This window comes from Streptomyces galbus, from assembly GCF_005280195.1.
GTDB lineage: Bacteria > Actinomycetota > Actinomycetes > Streptomycetales > Streptomycetaceae > Streptomyces > Streptomyces galbus.
The window spans coordinates 156,396-180,362 of the sequence record NZ_SZPR01000014.1; the positions used below are offsets into that span (position 1 = coordinate 156,396).

Here is a 23,967-nt window from a genome sequence, read left to right on the forward strand (position 1 = left end):
TTAAGAGGGGGACCCGGACCGCGGGTGGGCTCCGTCGCGGGTGTGCAGGCGGGTGGTGACCCAGGCGCCGACCAGGGCGACGACGGCCATGGGGAAGAAGACGACGGCGAACGCGGCCGGGTGGGAGCCGGTGGTCGCGGCGGCGGTGTCCGTCGTGGCGGTGTGGGCGACGGAGCCACCGCCGAGGGCGGCGAAGGCGGCGCCGCCCAGGGCGAGGAGGAGGGAGTTGGACAGGCCGTCGGAGATCTGCAGGGCGGCGGAGTTGGCGCCGGCCTCCTCGGGGGCGGAGAGCTGGAGCAGCAGCACGCTCGTGGAGGAGATGACCAGCCCCATCCCGAAGCAGCCGAACGCCCAGGCGACGGCCACCGTCCAGACCGGCACCGAGGGGATCAGCACGCTGGGCGCGGCCGCGATGGCGGCGGCCACCAGCACCATGCCGGCGACCATCAGCCGTTCCCGGTACGGCGCGACGCGCGGCCGGGACTGCACCCACGACCCCAGGGCCCAGGTCGCCCCGCCGGCCGCGAGCGAGAACCCGGCGAGGGTCGGTGCCAGTCCCCGCTGGGTCACCAGCATCAGCGGGACGAACGACTCGGCGGCGATGAAGGACCCGGCGGCGAGGCCGCGCAGCAGCACCACCGAGGGCAGCCCGCGGGCGGCCCGGCAGGTACCGCGCGGCAGGAGCCCGCGCACGGCCGGGACGAGCAGCGCGACCCCGGCGAGGCCGGGCAGGAGGGAGAGCGGGCCGAGGTCCTGCACGGCGTACTGCACGAGTCCCGCGCCCAGGGACACGGCCAGGGCGAGCCGGATGCGGCGCGGGTCGGCGGCGGCGGGCCCGGCGCCGGTGTCGACCGGTCCGGCGGCGCGGCGGCGTATCTGGGGCAGCGCGAGGGCGAGGGGCAGCACGACGAGGACGGGGATGCCGAGGAACACCCAGCGCCAGCCCAGGTGCTCGGTGACCGCGCCGGAGGCGAGCGGCCCGACGACGGACGGCACGACCCAGCCGGCCGCGAACGCCGCCATGATCGAGGGCCGCAGCCGCTCGGGGTAGGCGCGGCCGACGACCACGTACAGGGCGACGATGACCAGTCCGCCGCCGAGCCCCTGCACGGCCCGCCCGAGGATGAACACCCACATGGCGCCCGCGGTGCCGGCGAGCAGCAGCCCGGCCGCGAACGCGGCCATGCCCGCGGTCAGCGCCCCGAACGGCCCGCGCCGGTCGGCCCACTGGCCGGCGAGCACCATGCCGAAGAGGCTGGTGGTGAAGTACCCGGAGAACGCGAACGCGTAGACCGACAACCCGTCCAGCTCCCGCGCGGCGACCGGCATCGCCGTCCCGACGGCGGTCGCCTCGAAGGCGATGAGCACCACGACGGACACGATCCCGACACTCAGCGCCCGGTAGGACCGCCCGAGCACGGTCTGCCCTGCGGCGGCGGTGTCTGCTGCGACGACGGTGTCACCTGGTTCCACGACGGCCATGCCCGCCAGAGTAAGGTCCACGACCGCCTGTGACCCCTGTCGGGGGACGGTCCCGCCCTCAGCCCTTGGTCGTAGTCCCGCCCCGGCCGTTCATGAACGGCGTGTGGCAGTCGCGTTGCGGGGGGCCCGGATCCCTTGAGCGCCCCGCTTCCCGGCCCGTACGGTCGAGTCACCGGGACGGGGAGGGAACGCACCACCTCCCGACCCGGAAACGGCCGTGTGCCCGAGTGGTTTAGGGGCTCGCCTGCAAAGCGAGTTACGTGGGTTCGATTCCCGCCACGGCCTCCACCCGCCTGACAGGGCGACACGAAGGAGGCGGTGCCCCGAGGGGCCCGCCTCCTTCGGTCGTTCCTCAGTCGCCGCTTCCCGGACGACCCCGGGTCACACCACTTCCGCCAAGCGGTCCACCTGGTCCGGGTCGACGCCGTAGCAGTAGAGCATCACCTCGTCCGCACCCAGGTCCTCGAAGGCCCTGATGGCGGTGCGGATGGTCGTCGGGGTGGTCAGCAGGCCGGAGACCATGCGGTCCGGGGTGCCGGTGAAGCGGTAGTACGCGTGCATGTTCGTGCGGGCGTCCTCGATCACCTCGGCCGGGCCCAGTGCGACGTTGACCTGGGCCACGAGGCGGGGGGTGCCCGTGCGGCCGTGGGTCGTCCAGGACGCGCGGACCGTGTCGAAGAGGGTGCCCGCCCAGGACGGCGGCGCCGCCGCGAGGAAACCGTCGCCCCAGCGGGCGACGCGTTCCAGCGCGGCCGGGCGGAAGCCGCCGAACAGGACCTCGGGGCCGCCGGGGCGGGCCGGGGCCGGGCCGATGGGGCCGACGCCGTCGCCGTACGGCTCGCCGGACCACAGGCGGCGCAGCACGGCCATCTGCTCGTCCAGGCGCCGGCCGCGCGTGCGCAGGTCGACGCCGGCGACCTGGTGGTCGTCGGCGCGGCCGCCGATGCCGAGGCCGAGGACCAGGCGGCCGCCGGTCATCCGGTCCAGGGTGGCGGCCTGCTTGGCCAGGAGCGCGGTGTCGCGCAGCGGGGCGAGCAGCACCTCGGTCTGGACGCGGACGCGGCGGGTCGCGCCCGCCAGGACGGCGAGGGCGACCAGGGGCTCGGGGTTGTCGTAGACGAGCCGGTCGAGCAGGCCGAGCGTGCTGAACGGGCCGGCGTCGGCGCGCCGGGCCCAGGTGAGCAGGGTCGCGGGAGCGCCGATGGGCAGGCCGATTCCGACGTTCATGAACGGGACCTCCGGAAGGAAGGGTCGACAAAGGTGGCTGCCGCCCCTCCGGCACCTCGGTACGGGTGAGGTGGGACGTTCCCGCTCTGCGGCGTACTTCCGGGGGAACGTCTCGTCGGAGTGCCCCGCAGACTAGGCCAGGGCCGTCCTGGTCCGCGAGTGGTTTTCAGCGTCCGGTGGTCGGGCCGCCCGCTCCCGCCGCGAAGACCGCGGGCCAGTGGGGGCGGCCGGGCGCGCACGCCGCGGGGTCCACCGCGGACAGGGTGCGGGTCATCGTGTCGGCCAACTGGTCGTAGGCGTCGGTCAGATCGTGGATCGTGTCGAGGGCCCGCTCCTGGTGGATCAGCCAGAGGGTGAAGGCCAGCGTGGACACGTCGGCGTTCAACGGGCGCAGGGCCGCGTCCCGTTCGCCCCAGGACAGCACCGCGCCCGTGCCGCCGTCGACGACCAGGCTGGTGTCCTCGACCAGCCGGCCGAGCCGGATCAGGCGGTCCGCGGTGGGCGGGAGCGGCGCGGTGGCGGGGGCGCAGTCGGCCTCGTGGTACTCCGCGAGCGTGGGGAGCTGCACCTCGGTGTTGCCGCCGAACCAGACGCCGTCCTCGGGCAGGCCCACCTCCCGCAGGAAGCGGCGGGTCGGCTCGTGGGTGAGGGCGGCCGGGAAGTCGACGTCCTCGAAGCGGGCGATCGCGGCGGCGCCGAACGCGTCGTCCAGCAACCGCGGCGGGAGGTCCAGCGCCAGCTCGGAGCGGGTGCCCGGGCCGGCGATGAGGGCGAGCGGGCGGATCACCGCGGTGATGGTCCAGAAGGGCGCGGGACGGCCCTGGGTGTCCGTGCCGAAGATCGCCAGGAGCTGGTTCGTCGCCTCCGCCACCGCCTCCGGACCGAAGCGGCCCGCGTAGGAGGCGAACTGGCCGCGCAGCGCCGCCAGTTCGTCGGCGGCCGTGGCGAAGCGCACCAGGGTGCCCAGCGAGGGCGCCAGCGGGCGGGTGCGCATCAGGTCGGGGCGGTCGTGCAGGAAGTGGGTCGTGGAGACGGCGCCCGTCATCCCGTCGAGCAGCACCGACTCCCGCTCCCGGCCGTCGGCGCCCAGGATGCCGCCGATCACCAGTTGGTCGCGCAGCCGCGCCGCCAGGCGGCCGGGGTCGCCGGTGGAGTCGCCGACCGTGCGCAGACCCTCGGTGCGCACCGCGTCGAAGGTCAGCAGGCCGCCCTCCACGGGCAGACCGGGGCCGGTCAGCCAGCGGCGCGTGGGGGCGTGCGTGACGTAGGGGTCCAGCGCGTCCTCGGTGAGTGTGATCACCGGTGTGGCGGTGTCGGTCCTGCTCATCGCTCCCCCGTGCTCCCGTGCGTGCTTCGCCGTACGTGCTTCCCCGTGGGGGGACAGCGGACCGGCGCGCCGGACGACCAGCGCCGGCCGACCCCCGCAGGACGCCCGCGCCGGGACACCCCGTGCCGGACGACCGCCCCCACTGCCCCGCACACTACGCGGCCCCACTGACAACGCCCCGCCCTCCGGGGAACGTTCCCCCGGGGAAGACGTCAGGCCACCGTGGCGCGTTCCCGTCCCGCGAGGATCGCCGCCACGGTCCGCTCCACGCTCCACCCACCGGTGTCCAGCCAGAGCCCGAGGCGCGGGGTGCGGGTGCAGGGAGCGGGCGCCCGGCGTCGTGCTGATCAGCGGCGTGATGGCCTCGGGGAATCCGCGGTGGCCCGGGCGCTCGCCGAGCGGCTGCCGAGGGCGGCACACACGCGGGGGCGGCACCCGCCGAATGATCGTCTCCGGCCGCGCCGACTACGCTCGCGACACCGCACCGGACGGGCAAGCGGGCCGACTGCTGCTGCGCCAGCGGGAGTCGGCCGCCACGGCGGAGGCGTAAGCCGAGGTCGGTTTCACGGCGGTCGTCCAGGACGTGGTCCTCGGCGCCGACCTCACGGTGTACGTAGGGCTGGTGCGGGCCGCCTCACGTGAAGTAGATGCCGCCCAGCACCACCACGACCGCCGCCAGGACGAACACCGCGATCCACAGCAGCAGTTTGCCCACGCCCGGCGCGGGTTCGTAGCGGGGCTCCCGCTGCCCGTCGTGGCCGCTCACTGGGGGGTCACCACGGCGGCCTGGGGGCGGATGGGCAGGCGGTTGACCGGGCGGCCGGTGGCGGCCCGTACGGCCGAGGCGACGGCCGCGGGGGACGTCACCACCGGCACCGCGCTGACCGCCTTCGCGCCGAACGGCGCCACCACGTCCCGTTCCTCGACGAGTCTGACGATCCGGATGTCCGGGGCGTCCAGGGCGGTGGGCAGCGCGTAGCCGGTGAGGTCGGGGTGGCGGACCAGGCCGCGGGGCGTGCGCAGGTTCTCGGTGAGCGCGATGCCGACGCCCTGGGTGACGCCCGCCTCGATCCGGGCCTCCAGCTGCGCCGGGTTCAGGACGCGGCCCACGTCCTGGGCGACGGCCAGCTCCACCACGCGCACCGAGCCCAGCTCGATGTCGACGTCGACCACCGCGCGGATCGCGCAGAACGCCAGTCCGACGAAGGCGTCGCCCTGGCCGGCCTCGTCCAGCGGTTCCGTGGGGTGGGGGCGGCACTGGGCCGTGGCCCACAGCTCCTTGCCGTCCATCGCCTCGGTGACGGTGGTCGACAGCACCCCGTCGTACGAGGTGATCTTGCCGTCCGTGATCTGCAGCAGTTCGGTGGACATGCCGAACTTGTGCGCGAGGGGCTGCAGGAGCTGGGTGCGGACCATCTTCGCGGCGCGTTCCACGGCACCGCCCGACACCCACGTGTGGCGGCCGCGGCAGCCCGCGCCGGCCGGGGGCTGGTCGGTGTCGACCGGCGCCACGTGCACCTCGTCGATGCCGAGGGTCTCCTGGACGATCTGGCGGGCGAGCGTGGTGAAGCCCTGGCCGGTCTCCACCGCGGCGCACAGCACCGTCGCGACGCCGTCCTGGACCTTCACGGTGGCCGTGGAGACCTCGTCCGCGCCCTCCGCGCCGAGCATGTGCACCATGCCCAGGCCGTAGCCCACGCCCCGGCGCACGGCGCCCGGTTCGCCCGCGCCCTCGGGGCCGCCGGGCAGCAGCCACTCCTCCTCGGGGGCGTCCTTGGGCAGCGGCGGCAGCGGGAAGTCCCGTACCGCCTGGAGGAGTTCGGCGACCGGGGCCGGGCAGGTCACCGTCTGGCCGGTGGGCAGCACGTCCCCGGTGGCCATCACGTTGCGCAGGCGCAGCTCCGCCGGGTCGAGGCCCAGCTTCTTGGCGAGCTTGTCCATCTGCGCCTCGTAGGCCGCGCAGACCTGCAGGGCGCCCTCGCCGCGGACGTGGCCGGAGGGCGGGTTGTTGGTGCGCACCGCCCAGCCCTCGATGAAGGCGTTCGGTACGACGTAGGGGCCGCAGGCGAAGGACACGGCGGCGGCCAGCGCCTCGGCGGAGGTGTCGGCGTACGCGCCCGCGTCCAGCAGGATCTGCGCCTCCACCTTCACCAGCCGGCCCTCGGCGTCGGCGTGGTGGCGGTACCTCAGCAGCGTGGGGTGGCGGTGGACGTGGCCGAGGAAGGACTCCTCGCGGGTCGCGGTGAGCTTCACCGGGCAGCCCGTCCTGAGCGCCAGCAGGCCGAGCGGGAGCTGGAAGCCCTGGTCCTCGCGGTCGGCGGTGGCGCCGGGCACTCCGGTGACGACGATCTTCACGCGCTCGGGGGCCAGGCCGTACACCGCGGCGGCCGTGTCGCGGTCGGCGTGCGGGTCGGTGGAGGCCAGGTACAGCTCCACGCCGCCGTCCGGGCGCGGGACGGCGAGGCCGGCCTCGGCGCCGATCGGGGCGGGGTCCTGGCGGCCGATGCGGTACAGGCCCTCGACGACGACCTCGCCGGCCGCCTCCGGGTCGCCGTGGCGCAGCGGGATGTGCCGGATCAGGTTGCCGTCGGGGTGCAGCGGCTCGGCCTCGAAGGCCTGTTCGGGGTCGGTGACCGGGTCGAGCACCTCGTACTCGACGATGACGGCCGCGGCGGCCATGCGCGCGGTGTCGGGGTGGTCGGCGGCGACGGCCGCGATGGGCTCGCCGTGGTGGCGCACGACGTCGGAGGCGAACACCGGGCGGTCCGCCGTGCCGCGCCCGTGCAGCGCCCTGCCGGGTACGTCCTCGTGCGTGACGACGGCCCGCACGCCGGGCATCTCGCGCGCGTGGGAGGTGTCGATGGACACGATGCGCGCGTGCGCGTGCGGCGAGCGCAGCACCGCCGCCCACAGCAGGCCCTCGGCCCACAGGTCGGCCGCGTACGGGAAGGTGCCCTCCGTCTTGGCGCCCGCGTCGGCGGGCGGCAGGGACGCGCCCAGGCCGTGCGCGATCGGGTCGGGTGCCGGTGCGGCCTCCGCGGCGGTGGTCGCGGTGGCGGCTTCGTTGCTCACGCCTGGCCTCCGTCCTGTCCCTGTCCGTACGCCTGTCCGTGCCCGGGCCCGTCCGCCGGGCCGCGACCGGGTCCGTGCGTCTGCCCGCGCGCGTGGTGGGGTGCCGGGTCGAACGCCGAGGCGTGGACGCCGCCGGCGCCGGGACCGGCCTGGTGCGGGATGCGGGCCTCGTCGCCGTCCGCGTCGGCGCCGTCGCCGCCCGCGTGCGTGTCGCGCTCGGCCACGACCTCCTGGACGGCGCGCAGGACGCCCCGGTAGCCGGAGCAGCGGCAGAGGTTGCCGCACAGCGCCTGGCGGGCCTCCAGCTCGGTCGGCGCCGGGTTGCCCTCCAGCAGGTCGTGCACGGTCATCGCCATGCCCGGTACGCAGAAGCCGCACTGCACCGCGCCGCACCGGGCGAGCGCCCGCTGCACGTCCGAGGGCTGCCCGTCGACGGCCAGGCCCTCGACGGTGCGGATCTCGCTGCCGGCGGTGGTGACGGCCGGGACCAGGCAGGAGGCGACGAGCCGGCCGTCGACCTGCACGCTGCACGCCCCGCACTCGCCCTGCGAGCAGCCGTCCTTGGCGCCCGCGAGCCCGAGCCGCTCGCGCAGCACGTACAGCAGCGACTCGCCGATCCACGCGTCCGTGACGGGGCGGTCGGAGCCGTTGACGCGCAGCACGTACGACGCGAGGGGGTGCTCCTCGTGCGGGGCCTGCGGCGGTACGTCGTCCTGTTCGCGCCCGTCGGGGTCCGCGGCCGCGTCGGCTCCGTGGGCGCGGTCGGCCGCGGTGTCCCGGGGCCCGGTGGAGTCGGCGGTCCCGGCGTGGTCGGGGCCGGTGTCCTCGCCCTCGGGCGCGGGGGTGTCGCCGTCGGCCGCGGGGGCGCTGTGCGGCGCGTCGGCGGCCTCGTGCGGGCCCGGGGTGGCCTCGGTGCCGTCGTGGCCCTCGGGGGCCTCGGACGGGGTCTGTGCGCCCTCCACGGGGGCGTGCTCGTACGACGGCTCGGTGGCGCTCGGTGACCCGGCGTCCGGGGCGTGGTGACGCGCGTCGCCCGCGGTGTCGGGCGCGCCGTGGGAAGCGGGGTGGCCGCCCCGGTGCTGTGCGGGGTCGGCGGGTCGGTGCCCGGCCGGGTGCGCGGGGGCGCCCGGCGTCGCGGGGTGCGCGCCCGCCTGCCCGGCGTCGGCGGGGTGTGCCTCGCCCGCGTGGGCGCCGGCGTGCGGGTCGAACCCCTGTCCGCCGTACGTGTCGTCGTAGCCGGGCTGCCGCTCCCACGCGTCGCCGTGGGCGTCCCCGCCGTGCGGGTCACCGGCGCCCGGGTCCGCCGGTCCGGTCGCCCAGGGGGCCGGCGCGCCGCCGGGCAGGGTGGCCGGGGGGCTGCCGCCGCCCCACTGCTCGACCAGGGAGGACGTGGTGAACTCGCCCGACTCGTCCGGCAGGTCGCCCCCGGCGACGGGGATCGACCACTGCCCGGTCACGTCGTGCCCGGGGCCGGGCGCGGGCTCCTGCGGGCCGGCCGCGTCGGCGTCGGCCGAGTGGTCGGCGAAGGTCCACTGGCCGGTCGCGCCGGGGTGGTACGTGAAGCGGTCGCCGCCGGAGGTCGGCGGGCCCGGCTCGGGCCACTGCACACCGCCGGCCGGTGCCGCCCACGCGCCCGTGTCCCCGGGGGCCGGGGCACCGTCGTGCGGGGTGTTCGCCTGTATCTGCGGCGGCACGTACTGGCCCGGTGCCGCCAGCGGGCTGTCGCCGGACAGCAGGGCGTCGATGCCGCCCTCGGGCAACTGCACGAAGGCGGTGGCGCCGTCGTCGTACTCGCCCTGGGGCAGCGGGTCCCAGCGGCCGCCACTGCGCGGGGCGCCGTGCCCGTGCCGGTCTGCGTGCTGGTCGTCGGTCACGACAGCGCCCTCCCCAGTGCTCGTCGGGCCAGCGCGGCGACGGTGCGCCGCAGGTGCAGTACGGCGGGCGGCAACGGCGTCACGCTGCCGTCCGGCTCGGGGGCCGGGTCGGGGATGCAGGCCGCAGCGACGTACTCCCCGAAGGCGGTCAGGGCCTCGGGGACGAGCGCGCGGCTGTTGTCCCAGTCGATCAGCCGGGCGACCCACTGCTCGGCCTCCAGGGGCCGCAGCGGCATGGGGGCGATGGCGCCGACGGCGCACCGCACGCCCCGCCGGGCGGGGTCGAGGACCAGCGCCACCGAGGCGACGGCCCGCCCGGGTCCGGTCCGGCCGGTCGCCTTCAGGAAGACCTGGGGGGCGTGCAGCAGCGGCACGCGCACGTACCCGATGAGCTCGCCGCCGCGCAGCATCTCCACGCCCGCCAGCAGGTGCGACACGGGGATCTCGCGGCGGGCCCCGCCCTGGCCGGCGATGATCAGGGTCGCCTCCAGGGCGGCCAGCACGGGCAGCGCGTCGCCCGTGGGCGCGGCGGAGGCGATGTTGCCGCCGAGGGTGCCCGCGTTGCGGATCTGCGGCGGTCCGGCGGCGCGCGCGGCGGCGGCGAGCGCCGGGATGAGCGCGGCGAAGTCGGGGCGCCCCATGCGCGCGTGCGTGAGCCCGGCGCCGAGCAGCGCGTGCCCGTCCTGGTACTGCCAGCCGCGGATCTCGCTGATCCGGCCGAGGCCGACCAGGGCGGCGGGCCTGAGCTGACCGGAGTTGACGGCGGCCATCAGGTCGGTGCCGCCCGCGACGGGCACGGCCGCGGGCATGGCCGCGAGGGCCGCCACCGCCTCGTCGAGCGTCGTGGGCAGCGTGACGGCCTGCGCCGCCTGCGGTGCGTGCGTGCTCAAAACCGGCTGCCCCTTCCCGCTGCCCCACCTGGTCCCACCTGTGTTGCCGTACGGTACGTGCTGACAGGGCGGACGTGGCAACTCTGGCACATCTTCCGGGCACCCGAGGACGGGGGTCCGCTAGGAGGCATTCGCCCACCTCACCGGCGGGATGGTCCGTTTTCGCACGGCATCACCGATGCGCGGGAATTGCCACTCTTCGGTGACCCTGCCGGGATTTCCGCCGGAGCCCTACCGGTTCGGCGGCTGACCGTCCACGGGGCGGCCCGAGATGCCCGGGCGGCGCTGCCAGGGCAGGGGACCGGCCGGCGGGCGGTAGGCCACGCCCAGGGCGTCGAGGCGGGCGTAGTGGGCCGTCATGCGCCGCTCGAAGTCCGCGAAGTCCCGTTCCGGGGACGCCGGGAGGTCGCTCCAGGCCACCTCGGCGAAGGCCGCCAGGCGCGGGAACTCCTGGTAGTCCACGCGCCCCTGGTCCTCCATCACCTCGGTCCACACGTTGGCCTGGGTGCCCAGCACGTGGCGGGCCTGGTCCGCCGTCAGGTCGGGCGGCACGGGCTCGAAGCGGTAGACGTCCTCCAGGGTGCGCACGTACCCGATCGGCACCGGCTCGTCCTCGCCGGGCGCCTGCCGGTGGTCCAGGTACACCTGCTGCTCGGGGCACATGACGACGTCGTGGCCGGCCCGCGCGGCGGCGATCCCGCCCGCGTAGCCGCGCCAGGACGACACGGCCGCGCCGGGCGCCAGGCCGCCCTCCAGGATCTCGTCCCAGCCGATCAGGCGCCGCCCGCGCGCGGCGAGCCAGGAGTCGAAGTGCCGTACGAACCACGACTGCAGGGCGTCCTCGTCGGCGAGCCCCAGGTCCGCGATGCGGGCCTGCGCGGCGGGCGAGGCGCGCCACTGGTCCTTGGGGCACTCGTCGCCGCCGATGTGCACGAACGCCGAGAAGCGCGCGGCGTCCGCCGGGAACAGTTCCAGAATCTCCTCGAACACTCCCTCGAAGAACCGCAGTGTGGTGTCGGTGGGCGCGAGTACGTTGGGGTTGACGCCCCAGGTGTCCCAGACGGAGAGGGCGGTGGTGTCGACGACGTCGGTGTTGCCGAGTTCGGGGTAGGCGGCGATGGCGGCCTGGGAGTGCCCCGGTACGTCGATCTCCGGGACGACCGTGATGTGCCGCTCGGCGGCGTAGGCGACGATCTCGCGGAGGTCGTCCTGGGTGTAGAAGCCGCCGTGCGGCCGCTCGTCCCACAACGGCGAGGCGCGGTGGCCGAGTTTGGTGCGCGAGCGCCAGGACCCGACCTCGGTGAGGCGCGGGTGGCGCCGGATCTCCACCCGCCATCCCTGGTCGTCCGTCAGGTGCAGGTGCAGCACGTTCAGCTTGTGCGCGGCCATCAGGTCGAGCTGGCGCAGGACGCCGTCCTTGGGCATGAAGTGCCGGGCGACGTCGAGCAGGAGGCCGCGCCAGGGGAAGCGGGGGGCGTCCTCGACGCGCAGGTGCGGCAGGCCGTGGCGGTTCCCGTGGCGCACGGGGGCGCGCCGGAACGCGTCGGGGCCGAGGAGCTGGCGCAGGGTCTGCGCGCCCCAGAAGACGCCGGCCGGGTCACCGCCGCGGATCTGCGCACCGCCCTCGGCGGTGACGTCCAGCCGGTACGCCTCGGCGCCCAGCGTCTGGTCCAGGACCAGCCGGATCCCGTCCGGGGCGTCCGGCGCGCCGGGCCGCAGCGGCAGGCCCAGGGCGGCGCCGAGGGTGGCCCGCAGCCAGCGCTCGGTCGACTCGGTCCCGGGGGCCGCCCACAGGGTCGTGGAGTCGTCGAGCTCCAGCCCCCGCCGCGTCGGGCCCTCGACGGCGCGCGGCGCCGGAAGGAGGGACGTTGCACGCTGCGCAATGTCGGTTTCGCTCTGCACAGCGGGAGGCTAGGTCGTCCGGGAGCCGCCCACAAGAGGTCTCGACCACTGGCCGCAACGCACCGTGTCCCCCGCCGGGACGCGAAGACCCCCGGGCGCGCGTCCACGCGCCGCGGGGGCCTTCGCCGTGCCGTCGGACCGGAGGTCAGCTCTTGCCGTCGCCGCCGCCCTTGCCGTCGTTGCCGCCGGCGCCCATGGAGTCGTAGATCTCCTTGCACATGGGGCACACGGGGTACTTCTTCGGGTCGCGGCCGGGCACCCAGACCTTGCCGCACAGCGCCACGACGGGGGTGCCGTCGAGGGCGCTCGCCATGATCTTGTCCTTCTGGACGTAGTGGGCGAAGCGCTCGTGGTCACCGTCGCCGTGCGACACCTGCGGCGTCGGCTCTACGAGGGTCCCCGTACCGGTTCCGCGCTCGGGCTCGAGAGTGCTCATACCGCCAAGAGTACTGAAGCGGCCGGGCATCAGTTGAGCGACGGGTCGTCCGGGTAGGTGGCCACCATCGCCAGCTCGTTGCGCTGGCGGCGCAGCACTTCCCGCCACAGTCTCTCGGGGGCCGGCGAGGACACGTCACCGGGTTCGGACTCGACGACGTACCAGGCGCCCTCGGCCAGCTCGTCCTCCAGTTGCCCCGGGCCCCAGCCGGCGTACCCGGCGAAGATGCGCAGGGAGCCGAGGGCCGAGGCGAGCAGCTCCGGCGGGGCCTCCAGGTCGACGAGTCCGATCGCGCCGTGCACGCGCCGCCAGCCGAGGGGGACGCGGTCGCCGGAGGACCCGCCGGGGATCACCGCCACGCCGAGGGCGGAGTCGAGGGACACCGGGCCGCCCTGGAAGACGACGCCGGGTTCGCCGGCGAGGTCGGCCCAGCCTTCGAGGATGTCGCCCACGCCCACCGGCGTCGGGCGGTTGAGGACCACACCGAGGGAGCCCTCCTCGTCGTGGTCGAGGAGGAGCACCACCGCGCGGTCGAAGTTCGGGTCCGCCAGGGCGGGGGTGGCCACGAGCAGCCGCCCTGTGAGCGAGGACACCTCGGTCATGCCAGACATGATCCCGCATCTTCGCGCCGTGTGGGGAGGCAATGCGGGCACGGGGGTGAAGGCTGGTCAGGGCTCACGAGCGCACCCGCGGGCGCACACCGGCACCGGTGACCGCACGTGCCCGCCGCGGAACCGTTCGTGTTGTGACACAGCCATGACGTGGCTGGGCGGTCCTCGGGCTTACGGCAGGGGGGTGCACGGCGATTACTCTGTCTCCTCTGGCCCTTGCCCCACTCCACGGAACGCGAGATTCATGACCGTCAACGGCGCTGATGACGTACTGCTTGTCCACGGCGGGACCCCGCTGGAGGGCGAGATCCGTGTCCGCGGTGCGAAGAACCTCGTACCGAAGGCCATGGTGGCCGCCCTGCTGGGCAGCGCGCCGAGCCGGCTGCGCAACGTCCCGGACATCCGTGACGTGCGCGTCGTGCGCGGACTGCTGCAGCTGCACGGTGTGACGGTCCGTCCGGGCGAGGAACCGGGCGAACTGGTCCTCGACCCGACCTACGTCGAGAGCGCGAACGTCGCCGACATCGATGCCCACGCCGGGTCGAGCCGCATCCCGATCCTGTTCTGCGGCCCGCTGCTGCACCGCCTCGGGCACGCGTTCATCCCCGGTCTCGGCGGCTGCGACATCGGCGGCCGGCCCATCGACTTCCACTTCGACGTGCTGCGGCAGTTCGGCGCGGTCATCGAGAAGCGGGCCGACGGGCAGTACCTGGAGGCCCCCAAGGGCCTGCGCGGCACGAAGATCCGGCTGCCCTACCCGTCCGTCGGCGCGACCGAGCAGGTGCTGCTGACGGCCGTGCTGGCCGAGGGCGTCACCGAGCTGTCCAACGCCGCGGTCGAGCCCGAGATCGAGGACCTCATCTGCGTCCTGCAGAAGATGGGCGCGATCATCGCGATGGACACCGACCGCACCATCCGCGTCACCGGTGTCGACCAGCTCGGCGGCTACACCCACCGCGCCCTGTCGGACCGTCTGGAGGCCGCCTCCTGGGCGTCCGCGGCGCTCGCGACCGAGGGCAACATCTACGTCCGCGGCGCGCAGCAGCGCTCGATGATGACGTTCCTCAACACCTACCGGAAGGTGGGCGGCGCCTTCGAGATCGACGACGAGGGCATCCGCTTCTGGCACCCCGGCGGCCAGCTCAAGTCGATCGCGCTGGAGACGGACGTGCACCCCGGCTTCCAGACCGACTGGCAGCAGCCGCTGGTCGTGGCGCTCACCCAGGCCACGGGGCTGTCCATCATCCACGAGACGGTCTACGAGTCCCGGCTGGGCTTCACCTCCGCGCTCAACCAGATGGGCGCGCACATCCAGCTCTACCGCGAGTGCCTGGGCGGCTCGGACTGCCGCTTCGGCCAGCGCAACTTCCTGCACTCCGCGGTCGTCTCCGGACCGACCCGGCTGCAGGGCGCCGACCTGGTCATCCCCGACCTGCGCGGCGGCTTCTCGTACCTCATCGCCGCCCTCGCGGCCCAGGGCACGTCCCGGGTCCACGGCATCGACCTGATCAACCGCGGCTACGAGAACTTCATGGACAAGCTCGTGGAGCTCGGCGCGAAGGTCGAGCTGCCCGGCAAGGCGCTCGGCTAGCGGCCGGCGCCGGTCCGGCGCGGACACGGCGAAGGGGCGGCACCCGGACTCGGGTGACCGCCCCATCGGCGTACGGTGCGACACCCCCCTGGGCAGGGGGGCGCGGCTCACTTGCCCTTCGCGGCTTCCTTCAGCTTCGAGCCCGCGGAGACCTTCACGCTGTAGCCGGCCGGGATCTGGATCGGGTCGCCGGTCTGCGGGTTGCGCGCGGTGCGAGCGGCACGGTGGGTGCGCTCGAAGGTCAGGAAGCCGGGGATGGTGACCTTCTCGTCGCCCTTGGAGACGATGTCGCCGACGACCTCGGCGAACGCGGCCAGGACGGCGTCGGCGTCCTTGCGGGTCACCTCGGCGCGGTCGGCCAGCGCGGCCACCAGCTCACTGCGGTTCATGTTGTTACTCCCGTGTCTTTCTTGCCGTTGGGGCGTGCCACGCGGCGGAGCCGCACACGAGGCACTGCGATGCCGATGCGCTCGCGCCCAGGGACGCATCCTGCCCCCACCTGCGGCGGTAAAGCCAATCCGGCACCCCTAGGAGTCGTGAGAACACCCTGGGGAGTCACACGAAGGGCGCCGGCCCGGCCGCCACCCTAGAGGGCGTCCGAGCCCAGGTGGTTCCACGACGCGCCGGTGCGGGGGACCGTGGCGGTACTCACAAGCTGCTCGTATCCTCCGCAACCCGTATGTACGGTACGCCCCCGCGGCGGTGTCCCGGAGGGCCAGGGGGCTCCGGGGCGGCCGGGGCGCGCGCGGGCGTGCCGTCGCGCCGGGCGCCTACGCCGTCGCGCCCGCCGCCTTCGCCGCGTCGCGCACCGCGCCGGCGACCGCGCCCGCGACCTTGTCGTTGAAGACGCTGGGGACGATGTAGTTCGGGTTCAGCTCGTCCTCGGTCACCACGTCCGCCAGGGCCTTCGCGGCCGCGAGCATCATCTCGGTGTTGACGGTGCGGGACTGCGCGTCCAGCAGGCCGCGGAAGACACCCGGGAAGACCAGCACGTTGTTGATCTGGTTCGGGAAGTCGGAGCGGCCGGTGGCCACCACGGCCGCCGTCTGCCGGGCGATCGCCGGGTCCACCTCGGGGTCGGGGTTCGCGAGCGCGAAGACGATCGCGCCGTCGGCCATGGCGGCCACGTCGTCGCCGTCGAGGACGTTCGGGGCGGAGACGCCGATGAAGACGTCGGCGCCGCGCACGGCCTCCTTCAGGGTGCCGGTGAGGTTCTCCGGGTTGGTGTTGTCGGCGATCCAGCGCAGCGCCGAGCCGGCCGGGGCGTCCACCAGGTCCGCGCGGCCGGTGTGCACGACGCCGTGGATGTCGGCGACGACCGCGTTCTTGACGCCCGCGGCGAGCAGCAGCTTGAGGATGGCCGTGCCGGCCGCGCCGGCGCCGGACATGACGACCCGCACGTCACCGATGCCCTTGCCGACCACCCGCAGCGCGTTGGTGAGGGCGGCGAGGACGACGATCGCCGTGCCGTGCTGGTCGTCGTGGAAGACGGGGATGTCGAGGGCCTCGCGCAGCCGGGCCTCGATCTCGAAGCAGCGGGGCGCGGAGATGTCCTCGAGGTTGATGCCGGCGAAGCCGGGGGCGATCGCCTTGACGATCTCCACGATGGCGTCGGTGTCCTGGGTGTCCAGGCACAGCGGCCAGGCGTCGATGCCGGCGAACCGCTTGAACAGGGCGGCCTTGCCCTCCATGACGGGCAGCGCGGCCTTGGGGCCGATGTTGCCCAGCCCCAGCACGGCGGAACCGTCCGTCACGACCGCAACGGAGTTGCGCTTGATGGTGAGCCGGCGGGCGTCCTCGGGGTTCTCGGCGATCGCCATGCAGACGCGGGCCACGCCGGGCGTGTAGACCATGGACAGGTCGTCACGGTTGCGGATGGGGTGCTTGGACTGCATCTCGATCTTGCCGCCGAGGTGCATCAGGAACGTACGGTCCGAGACCTTGCCCAGGGTGACGCCCTCGATGCCGCGCAGCTTCTCCACGATCTCGTCGGCGTGGCCGGTCGAGGTGGCCGCGATGGTGACGTCGATGCGGAGCTTCTCGTGCCCGGACGCGGTCACGTCGAGGCCGGTCACCGAGCCTCCGGAGGACTCCACGGCGTTGGTGAGCTGCGAGACGGCCGTCCCGCTCGCCGGCACCTCCAGCCGGATCGTCATCGAGTAGGAGACGCTGGGCGCCGTTGCCATGGCCGACTTCCTCTGCTTTCACCGTGTCGCGAAGTTGTGCCGTCCGATCGTCGCACCTACCCCTCGGTACGTGGTAGCCGCCCTGGGTTGCGGACGTTGTGTTCACGGGGCGCGGTGCACGGCCGGTCGGATTCGGAAAATGTCTTCCGCCATGCGAGAGGATACGAGAGGTGATCGGCCAAAAGAAAGAGACCCACGTCACGAAGGACGTGGGTCTCTCGACGGATGAGTGGCACCGACCCGCCATGCTCGCCTCGCGGCAAGTGGTCGCTCGTAGCGACGAAGGTTGGGCCCGGGGGCTTGGATCGGGCCGGTGCCACACCCAGACTAACAAACGGATGGCGCGCACCCATTCCCGTCCGGCAGGTTCATCGGAAACAGTCCGGACGGACCACCCGGCTCAGTCCCGCAGGAGGTCCGGAACACCCTGTGCGTCCGGTTCGTCCCGGTCCCCCGAGACGACCGTGAGCTGCTGGGTGGCCCGGGTCAGCGCGACGTACAGCACGCGCAGGCCCGCCGGGGACTCGTCGGCGATCTCCGCGGGCGAGACGACCACCGTCGCGTCGTACTCCAGGCCCTTGGCCTCCAGGCTGCCGAGCGCCACGACCCGGTCGCCGAGTCCGGCGAGCCAGCGCCGGGCCTCCTCGCGCCGGTTCATGGCGACGACCACGCCGACCGTGCCCTCGACCCGCTCCAGCAGCCGCTCGGCCTCGGCCCGCACGGTCGCGCCCAGCGCCTCGCGCACGACCGCGAAGCGCGGCACCACGCCCGTCGAGCGGACCGCCGACGGCGCCTCGGCACCCGGCATGGCCAGGGCCAGCACCTTCGCGGCCAGCTCGGCGATCTCCGCGGGGTTGCGGTAGTTCACCGTGAGCTGGAAGCGGCGCCGGGGCCGGGTGCCCAGGGCCTCGTCGCGGGCCGCGGCCGCCTCGTCCGGGTCGGACCAGGACGACTGGGCGGGGTCGCCGACGACCGTCCAGGTGGCGTGCCGGCCGCGGCGGCCGACCATGCGCCACTGCATCGGCGTGAGGTCCTGCGCCTCGTCCACGATGACGTGGGCGTACTCGGTGCGTTCCTGGGCGAGCCGCTCGGCCCGCTCGCGCTGCGACTCCTCGCGCACCGGCATCAGCTCCTCCAGGCCGGTGAGCTGGTCCAGCGGGTCCAGTTCGCGCTTCCTGCGCGGGCGTGCGGGGACGCCGAGGAGCGCCTGGAGCTCGTCGAGCAGGGCGATGTCGTGCACGGAGTACCCGTCCCGCTTCAGCGACCGGGCCACCTTGCGGACCTCGCCGGGGTTGAGGACGCGGCGCGCCCAGCGGCCCAGGCGGCGCTCGTCGGCCATGGCGGCCAGCACGTCCTTGGGGGTCAGTTCCGGCCACCAGGCGTCGAGGAACTCGGTGAAGGAGTCCTCCGAGGTGATGTCGTCGTCGAAGGAGGAGCGCAGCTCGGCGGCCAGCTCCGGGTCGGTCTGCCGGCCGGCGGCCCCCGACTGCTCCCACAGCGCGTCCAGCAGCAGCTTGCGGGCACGCGGGCGCAGCAGGTTGACCGGGGCGGTGCCGCCGAGGGCCGTGCGGCGGACGCGGTCCAGCGCGGCGGCGTCCAGTTCGAGGCGCCGCCCGAAGGCGACGACCCGCAGCCGAGTGGGCGGACCGGCGGCGCCCGGCGTACCGGTCACCTCGCCGTCGTCGCCGCCGTCTAGGGTGAGCTGCCCGGCGGGCGTACCGGCGCCGCGGCCCAGCTCCAGCGCTCCCCGTGCCGCCTTGCGCAGCACCTTCAGCATCCGCGAGGAGCCCTTGGCGCGGGCCACCGCGGGCGAGTCGTACAGCGTGGCCTCGGCGCCCACCGCGTCCACGGCCAGCGAGCCGATCGCGCGGATCGCGACCTGGCCCTCCTCGCCGAGGGAGGGCAGGACGCCCTCGGTGTAGGCGACCAGCAGCGGCGTCGGCGACACGATCAGGATGCCGCCCGAGTACCGGCGCCGGTCCTGGTAGAGCAGGTAGGCGGCGCGGTGCAGCGCGACGGCGGTCTTGCCGGTGCCGGGGCCGCCCTCGACGTAGGTCACGGACGCGGCGGGGGCACGGATGACGAGGTCCTGCTCGGCCTGGATGGAGGCCACGATGTCCCGCATGGTGTGACCGCGGGCCTGGCCGAGGGCCGCCATCAGGGCGCCGTCGCCGATGACGGGCAGCTCCCGGCCGTCGAGGAAGGCGGTCAGCTCGGGCCGCATGAGGTCGTCCTCGACGCCGAGGACGCGGCGGCCCTTGGAGCGGATCACCCGGCGGCGCACGACCCGGCCGGGGTCCACGGGCGTGGACCGGTAGAACGGCGCGGCGGCCGGCGCCCGCCAGTCGATGACCAGCGGGGCGTAGTCCTGGTCGAGGACGCCGATCCGGCCGATGTGCAGCGTCTCGGCGATGTCGGCGGTCCGGTCGGGCCGTACGGCGCCCTCGGCCGGCTCGACGGCGGTGTAGGCGCCGTCGGGACCCTTCTTGCCGTCCTTGCCCGGCAGCAGGTCGATCCGGCCGAAGAGGAAGTCCTCGAACTCGTTGTTGAGCCGGTTGAGGTGGATGCCGGCGCGGAAGACCTGGGCGTCCCGCTCGGCGAGCGCGCCGGGCGTGCCGACCTGGCCGCGCTGCGCCGCGTCGTTCATGAGGAACTCGGCCTCGTGGATCTTCTCCGCGAGCCGCCGGTACACCCGGTCCAGGTGTTCCTGTTCCCCGCGGATCTCTCGGTCGCGCACGGAGTCGTGCTCGCCCCGGACCGAGTCGACCGCGTTGTCCTGCTGAGCCTGAGCGGCCACCGGGCCCCCTTCTGACGTGCTGGGCAGCCGTCAACCGTACGCGAAGGGGGCCGGTGCGCGGAAGCTACGCGTCGATCTCGAGGAGCTTCTTGCCGTCGAAGGTCATCACCTCGAAGTGGTCGATGTCGTTCACCGGCATCGACACGCCGCCCTGGACGTACAGCGGCTGCTTGGCCTGGTCGGTCTTGGCGTTGGGGATGCCGTAGCCCCACTCGGGCACCGACCAGGACGAGGCGGTCTCGCGCTCGCCGTTCTTGCCGACGGCGATCAGCGAGCACTTCTGCGGCCCGGTGACGTTCTTCAGTTCGACGACGGTCTCGGTGCCCCACGCCTTGTCCTGCAGCGCCACGGTCCCGGTGACCTTGGTGCCCGCGTCGGTGGCGGTGACCTTGTCGCCGATCGTGTTGAACACCGACCGCGCGGGGTTGCTCGCGCTCGCCACGGGCGTCCCGCCGCCGCCGTCGTCGCCGCCGGTCACCGCGACCGCGGTGAGCGGGCCGCCGATGATCAGCGCCGCCGCGGCCGCGACCATGTAGAAGGAGCGCCGGCGCTTCTGGGCGCGCCGCTCGGCCACCTCGTCGACCAGCCGCTCCGCCAGCCGTGGGCTGGGCCGGGCGGACAGGGACTCGCCGATCGCCGGCGTGCCGGACCCGGGCAGGTCCGCGAGCGCGGCGAGCATCGGCTCCATCCCGGCCAGCTCGTCGAGCTGCTGGGCGCACCACTCGCAGCCGGCGAGGTGGGCCTCGAAAGCGGTTGCCTCGGCGTCGTCGAGAATCCCGAGGGCGTAGGCGCCGACGGTCTCGTGCTCGCTCGGACTCGGAGATCCGTGCATCGATCCCTGCATGGGACCAGACATACCCGAACCACCTGTGCCGTATCCCCCGTACATGCTCATCACGCCGTCACCCCCCGCTCCTCCAGTGCCAGCTTCATCGACCGCAGGGCGTAGAACACCCGGGAGCGGACGGTGCCGCTGGGTATGCCCAGGGTTTCGGCCGCCTCGTTGACCGTACGCCCCTTGAAATAGGTCTCGACGAGCACCTCCCGGTGGGCCGGGGTCAGGTCGTCCAGCGCGTCCGACAGGGTCATCAACCACAGCGCCTTGTCGATCTCGTCCTCCGCGGGGATGACCTCCAGCGGCGACGGGTCGACCTCCTGCGGCCGGGCCTGCCGGCTGCGGTGGCCGTCGATGACGATGCGGCGCGCGACCGTCACCAGCCAGGGGCGTACCGATCCGGTCGCCCGATTGAGCTGACCGGCGTTCTTCCAGGCACGGATGAGCGTTTCCTGCACGACGTCCTCGGCGCGCTGCCGGTCTCCGGCGACCAGTCGCAGGACGTACGCAAGGAGGGGGCCGGCGTGCTCCCGGTAGAGGGCGCGCATCAGCTCCTCGTCAGGTTCCGAGGGCTGGGACATGCGATGTCGGGCCCTCGATCCACGTTCATTGGCCACGGCCGCATCCTTGCGCACGCCCACCTCCGGTGTCCGGGGGTTCCCCCAGTCGGTCGCTCCCCCACCGGTACGGATGTGAGCTGCGGAGTGTTCAAACCCGGGATGCGTATTTCTTCGAGGTGTCCCGACGAGGGGGACATGAACGCACATTCCCCCACCGGGTTCTTTACAGATCCGCCACACCGACAAGGCCGGACGGACTGCCCGTGGCGCGCGGGAGGCACACGAGGTGTAAGCGAGATCACGTGGCGGCCGGGCGGGGAGGAAGCGGCCGATCAGCGGACGGGCCCGACGTGTCGGACGCGCGGCCTCCGCCCCTCACCCCCGGGTGACGGCGGTGCGCCGACGGTGCCGGGCGACCCGCTCGCGGTTGCCGCAGACCTCGCTGGAACACCACCGTCGGCGGCGGCCGCGGGAGGTGTCGACGTACACCAAGGGGCAGTTGTCCCCCGCGCACTGCCGCAGCGCGGCCCGCGCGACCGGGTCGGTCAGCAGCTCGACCGCGTCCCGCGCGACGACGGCGAGCAGGGCGGCACAGTCCGGCGGGGCGTCCAACCGCCGTACGAGGGTGCCGTCTTCACCCCGTACGGCGCGGGGGGCCGGGGTGGCGACGCGGGCGAGGTCGTTGAGACGGGCCAGGGCCAGGAGCGGGACGGGGACGGGGACATGGGAGCCGTGGTGGTCCGCGGTCAGGGATGCGTGCACCAACTGCCCGACACACGAGCGCAGTTCCCGGAACGCCGTCACCCACGAGGGGTCCGCCTCCGGCAGCGGGGTGCCCGGGGGCACGAGTCCCGACGCGGTGATCCAGGCGTACAACGGGGGCGCGGAGTGCAGCCGTTCGACGGGGTGCGCGGTCGCCAGCAGGTCGAGACAGAGGCGCCCCGCCTCGAAGCGCGGCGTGTGCGGGGCCGTGGCCGTACCCGGTGCCATGAGCCTGTCACCGCCTAGGTAGGAGCAGTTCCCCCCGGTGTCCTTCGTTCCCCCTCTCACAGTGCCCGCCCGGGAGCACGGCCGGAAGTCCCCGGGCGGGACGGGCCGTACGGGGCGGGGGCGGACGCCGGTGGTCGCGGTCGACGCGGTCGTCGCGGTCGTCGCGGTCGTCGCAGTGGTGGACGCGCGCGTGACCGGGAGGTCCCGGTACCGGACGTGCCCGCCACCCCGGCGCCCCACCCGGTCCTCCGGCCCCGCCCGGCACGTCCCCCTGTGCGTTGCGGGTGGGGGACGGGCAGCGAGGAGGCTCAGCCCGTCCTGAGCGCCGGGCCGGCGGCGGATGCGGATCCGGTGCCGGCCAGGAGGGCGCGCAAGGGCGCCGAGTCCGGGGTGTCGGCGACGGCCGCGTCGAGGGCGTCGTCCATGCCCTTCTCCCATTCCTCGGGCAGGGCGAGCCCGGGCCGGCCCGACCAGGCCACGTCGGGGGCGGCCTGCCCCGCCTGGACGAGACGCAGGTGGACGAGACCGGCGAGGCCGTCGAAGACCCGAGGCCGGATGAAGTTGCGGGCCGACGCCCCGGTCAGCCGTGCCGCCTGATGGTGCTTGGGCATCCGCTCGGCGATCTCCCTCCACAGCAGGCCGCGGTCGAAGGCGTCCAGCACCTCCTCCAGACCGGGCAGCGCGTCGCTGTCGACCGGCCCGGCCGGTGCGCCCCCTTCGGTGCCGGCCTCCTCTGCGCGCACGGCCCTGGCCACCGCGACCCGCAAGGGCCGCGCCCACTCCTCGGCGTCGATGACGGCGCGGGCCATGACCAGGTCGTCCCAGCCCAGGCGGGGTAGCTGGGCCGCTTCGACGGGCAGCGTGCACGCCTCAAGCGCCGTGAACACCTCTTCCCCGCGGCGCACCAGGGTGAGCGCGGACCGGGTGTCGTCCAGTTCGGCGGCCCGGCCGTCGTCGGGCAACGCCTCCACCGCGGCGACCCGTTCGGCGATCGGGGGGTGGGAGTCGTACCGGTGCGGTCGCGGCGGGCGTCGTCCGGAGGACAGCTCGGCGATGCCGTCGGGCGACCGGGCATCGACCATGCGGCGGAACCCGCCGTACACCTCTCCCCGCCGCGGCAGAGCTCCCAGCGGCTCACCCATCGCGGCGTACGCCGTCAGGTAGTGGTCGTGGGCGGCGTCGAGCACGGGCAGGGCGCGCAGTGCGGCGGCGGTGGCGTCCCGTCCCGCGTGCCGGGCGGCCGTCCGGTCGGCGGCGCGTTCCTGCTCGCGGCCCGCGGCCTGCGAGCTGCGCAGGAACAGGTGGGCGTAGGTGACGTACAGCAGGCCCACGGCCCGGTGGAAGTAGGTGTCGTTCCGCCCGAACACGTCGACCGTGTGCAGCACGGCCGCACGACCACGCATGATGATGCCGCCGAGCCGGGTGTCGAGGTGCGCGTAGTGCCCGAACTCGTGGGCGAGCACGCCACGGAGCTGCGGGACGGTCAGACCGGTCAGCAGGGGCAGCCCGAGATACATGCGGCGCCGGCCGGGCAGCAGGCCCAGCAGGCGGCTCTGCTCGGCGACGGCGGCGTTGACGTCCGCGGTCAGGTACAGCTCGTCGGGCGGTCGCTCCCCCATCGCCTCGGCGGCCGCCCGGACGAGGTCCCACAGCTCGGGCTGGTCGTCCGCTCCCGCCGCGACCGCGTGCGGTTCCGTCTCCAGGCGCCCCGCCCGCAGGAAGGCGAACATGCCCTGCAGGATCGCCAGAGCCACCACCAGGGTGCCGGTCACGAGCGTGGCCGCGGCCCACGCCGCCCGGTCGACGAACACCCGCGTCACCAGCAGCCAGTCCAGCACTCCCATGGCCGCCAGCAGCACGAAGCCCATCAGGAAGAAGCCCGCCAGCAGCACGAACGCGCGCAGCACGCGCAACCGCAATCCCATTACTGTCCCCCCGCCGGACCCGCCGCCCGGACGGGCCGACGACGCGCGGATCCTACCGCCGGGTGAGACGCGGGGACATGCAATGACCGCCCCGGCAGGCGCGGCCCCGTTACCGGAACCGTCCACCCCGCCCCCCGTCACCTCTCACCCCGCCCCCCGCCCGAGTGAGAGCAACGTTCCCTCGCGGTCACCCGTGGGCACAGGGGCGAAACGCGGTCTGCCTACCTTCGGGACCCAGAAGCGCTCATCCCCCCGCACCACC

Annotated in this window: 18 protein-coding genes, 1 tRNA gene and 1 pseudogene; 3 read left to right on the forward strand and 17 right to left on the reverse strand. The window is 74.3% G+C overall.

The features are described from left to right. Entirely contained in the window at positions 1 to 1,482 is a 1,482-nt protein-coding gene (locus E4U92_RS17920) for an MFS transporter (RefSeq protein WP_137301442.1), read from the reverse strand. Between the two features lie 213 nt (positions 1,483 to 1,695). Here E4U92_RS17920 and E4U92_RS17925 point away from each other — a divergent pair. Beyond that, positions 1,696 to 1,770, forward strand: a tRNA-Cys gene (locus E4U92_RS17925). A 93-nt stretch (positions 1,771 to 1,863) separates the two neighbouring features. On the opposite strand, the gene E4U92_RS17930 is transcribed toward E4U92_RS17925, so the two are convergent. Both E4U92_RS17930 and E4U92_RS17935 read right to left on the reverse strand, forming a co-directional pair. Then, the gene (locus tag E4U92_RS17930; protein WP_137301443.1) at positions 1,864 to 2,709 is read right to left on the reverse strand and encodes an LLM class flavin-dependent oxidoreductase; all 846 of its coding nucleotides are present in this window, start codon (positions 2,707 to 2,709) and stop codon (positions 1,864 to 1,866) included. A 166-nt stretch (positions 2,710 to 2,875) separates the two neighbouring features. Further along, entirely contained in the window at positions 2,876 to 4,036 is a 1,161-nt protein-coding gene (locus E4U92_RS17935; RefSeq protein WP_137301444.1) for an SUKH-4 family immunity protein, read from the reverse strand. A 358-nt stretch (positions 4,037 to 4,394) separates the two neighbouring features. Here E4U92_RS17935 and E4U92_RS36655 point away from each other — a divergent pair. Beyond that, positions 4,395 to 4,664 (forward strand): annotated as a pseudogene (locus E4U92_RS36655) (phosphotransferase); the annotation flags it as partial. A gap of 6 nt (positions 4,665 to 4,670) precedes the next feature. On the opposite strand, the gene E4U92_RS37045 reads toward E4U92_RS36655, so the two are convergent. The 7 genes from E4U92_RS37045 to E4U92_RS17970 form a co-directional block, all read right to left on the reverse strand. Beyond that, positions 4,671 to 4,802 (reverse strand): hypothetical protein, encoded by a 132-nt coding sequence (locus E4U92_RS37045; protein WP_268253541.1) that lies wholly within the window; start codon positions 4,800 to 4,802, stop codon positions 4,671 to 4,673. After that, complete coding sequence (locus E4U92_RS17945; protein ID WP_137301445.1) at positions 4,799 to 7,108, reverse strand: xanthine dehydrogenase family protein molybdopterin-binding subunit; 2,310 nt, start codon at positions 7,106 to 7,108, stop codon at positions 4,799 to 4,801. The genes E4U92_RS37045 and E4U92_RS17945 overlap by 4 nt, the downstream gene beginning before the upstream one ends. After that, positions 7,105 to 8,982, reverse strand: coding sequence for a 2Fe-2S iron-sulfur cluster-binding protein (locus tag E4U92_RS17950; protein WP_137301446.1), 1,878 nt, complete (start codon positions 8,980 to 8,982; stop codon positions 7,105 to 7,107). Before E4U92_RS17950 ends, E4U92_RS17945 begins: the two co-directional genes overlap by 4 nt. Continuing rightward, complete coding sequence (locus E4U92_RS17955) at positions 8,979 to 9,872, reverse strand: FAD binding domain-containing protein (RefSeq protein WP_137301447.1); 894 nt, start codon at positions 9,870 to 9,872, stop codon at positions 8,979 to 8,981. Before E4U92_RS17955 ends, E4U92_RS17950 begins: the two co-directional genes overlap by 4 nt. Before the next feature lie 231 nt (positions 9,873 to 10,103). Continuing rightward, positions 10,104 to 11,774 (reverse strand): beta-N-acetylhexosaminidase, encoded by a 1,671-nt coding sequence (locus E4U92_RS17960; RefSeq protein ID WP_174863925.1) that lies wholly within the window; start codon positions 11,772 to 11,774, stop codon positions 10,104 to 10,106. Positions 11,775 to 11,919: 145 nt separating this feature from the next. Next, complete coding sequence (locus E4U92_RS17965; protein ID WP_137301448.1) at positions 11,920 to 12,210, reverse strand: DUF3039 domain-containing protein; 291 nt, start codon at positions 12,208 to 12,210, stop codon at positions 11,920 to 11,922. Between the two features lie 29 nt (positions 12,211 to 12,239). Beyond that, positions 12,240 to 12,812 carry a YqgE/AlgH family protein gene (locus E4U92_RS17970; RefSeq protein ID WP_137301449.1) on the reverse strand — a complete coding sequence of 191 codons (573 nt, stop codon included), beginning with the start codon at positions 12,810 to 12,812 and terminating at the stop codon, positions 12,240 to 12,242. 253 nt (positions 12,813 to 13,065) lie between these two features. Here E4U92_RS17970 and murA point away from each other — a divergent pair, with 253 nt between their 5' ends. After that, positions 13,066 to 14,412 carry a UDP-N-acetylglucosamine 1-carboxyvinyltransferase gene (gene murA, locus E4U92_RS17975; protein ID WP_137301450.1) on the forward strand — a complete coding sequence of 449 codons (1,347 nt, stop codon included), beginning with the start codon at positions 13,066 to 13,068 and terminating at the stop codon, positions 14,410 to 14,412. A 107-nt stretch (positions 14,413 to 14,519) separates the two neighbouring features. Here the strand turns inward: murA and E4U92_RS17980 are convergent, their stop codons facing one another. The 7 genes from E4U92_RS17980 to E4U92_RS18010 form a co-directional block, all read right to left on the reverse strand. Then, the gene (locus E4U92_RS17980; RefSeq protein ID WP_004000874.1) at positions 14,520 to 14,801 is read right to left on the reverse strand and encodes an HU family DNA-binding protein; all 282 of its coding nucleotides are present in this window, start codon (positions 14,799 to 14,801) and stop codon (positions 14,520 to 14,522) included. A gap of 381 nt (positions 14,802 to 15,182) precedes the next feature. Continuing rightward, entirely contained in the window at positions 15,183 to 16,598 is a 1,416-nt protein-coding gene (locus E4U92_RS17985) for an NAD-dependent malic enzyme (RefSeq protein WP_137301451.1), read from the reverse strand. Positions 16,599 to 16,998: 400 nt separating this feature from the next. Then, a complete protein-coding gene (locus E4U92_RS17990) occupies positions 16,999 to 19,395 on the reverse strand; it encodes a HelD family protein (protein WP_137301452.1) in 2,397 nt (798 codons plus the stop codon). 64 nt (positions 19,396 to 19,459) lie between these two features. Next, a complete protein-coding gene (locus E4U92_RS17995; protein ID WP_137301453.1) occupies positions 19,460 to 20,290 on the reverse strand; it encodes an anti-sigma factor family protein in 831 nt (276 codons plus the stop codon). Then, entirely contained in the window at positions 20,290 to 20,811 is a 522-nt protein-coding gene (locus E4U92_RS18000; protein WP_010039908.1) for a sigma-70 family RNA polymerase sigma factor, read from the reverse strand. Before E4U92_RS18000 ends, E4U92_RS17995 begins: the two co-directional genes overlap by 1 nt. Before the next feature lie 354 nt (positions 20,812 to 21,165). Further along, positions 21,166 to 21,780: a CGNR zinc finger domain-containing protein gene (locus tag E4U92_RS18005; protein WP_137301454.1), complete on the reverse strand. Its 615-nt coding sequence runs from the start codon at positions 21,778 to 21,780 to the stop codon at positions 21,166 to 21,168. Positions 21,781 to 22,088: 308 nt separating this feature from the next. Further along, positions 22,089 to 23,705 (reverse strand): M48 family metallopeptidase, encoded by a 1,617-nt coding sequence (locus E4U92_RS18010; RefSeq protein WP_137301455.1) that lies wholly within the window; start codon positions 23,703 to 23,705, stop codon positions 22,089 to 22,091. Between the last annotated feature and the right edge of the window lie 262 nt (positions 23,706 to 23,967).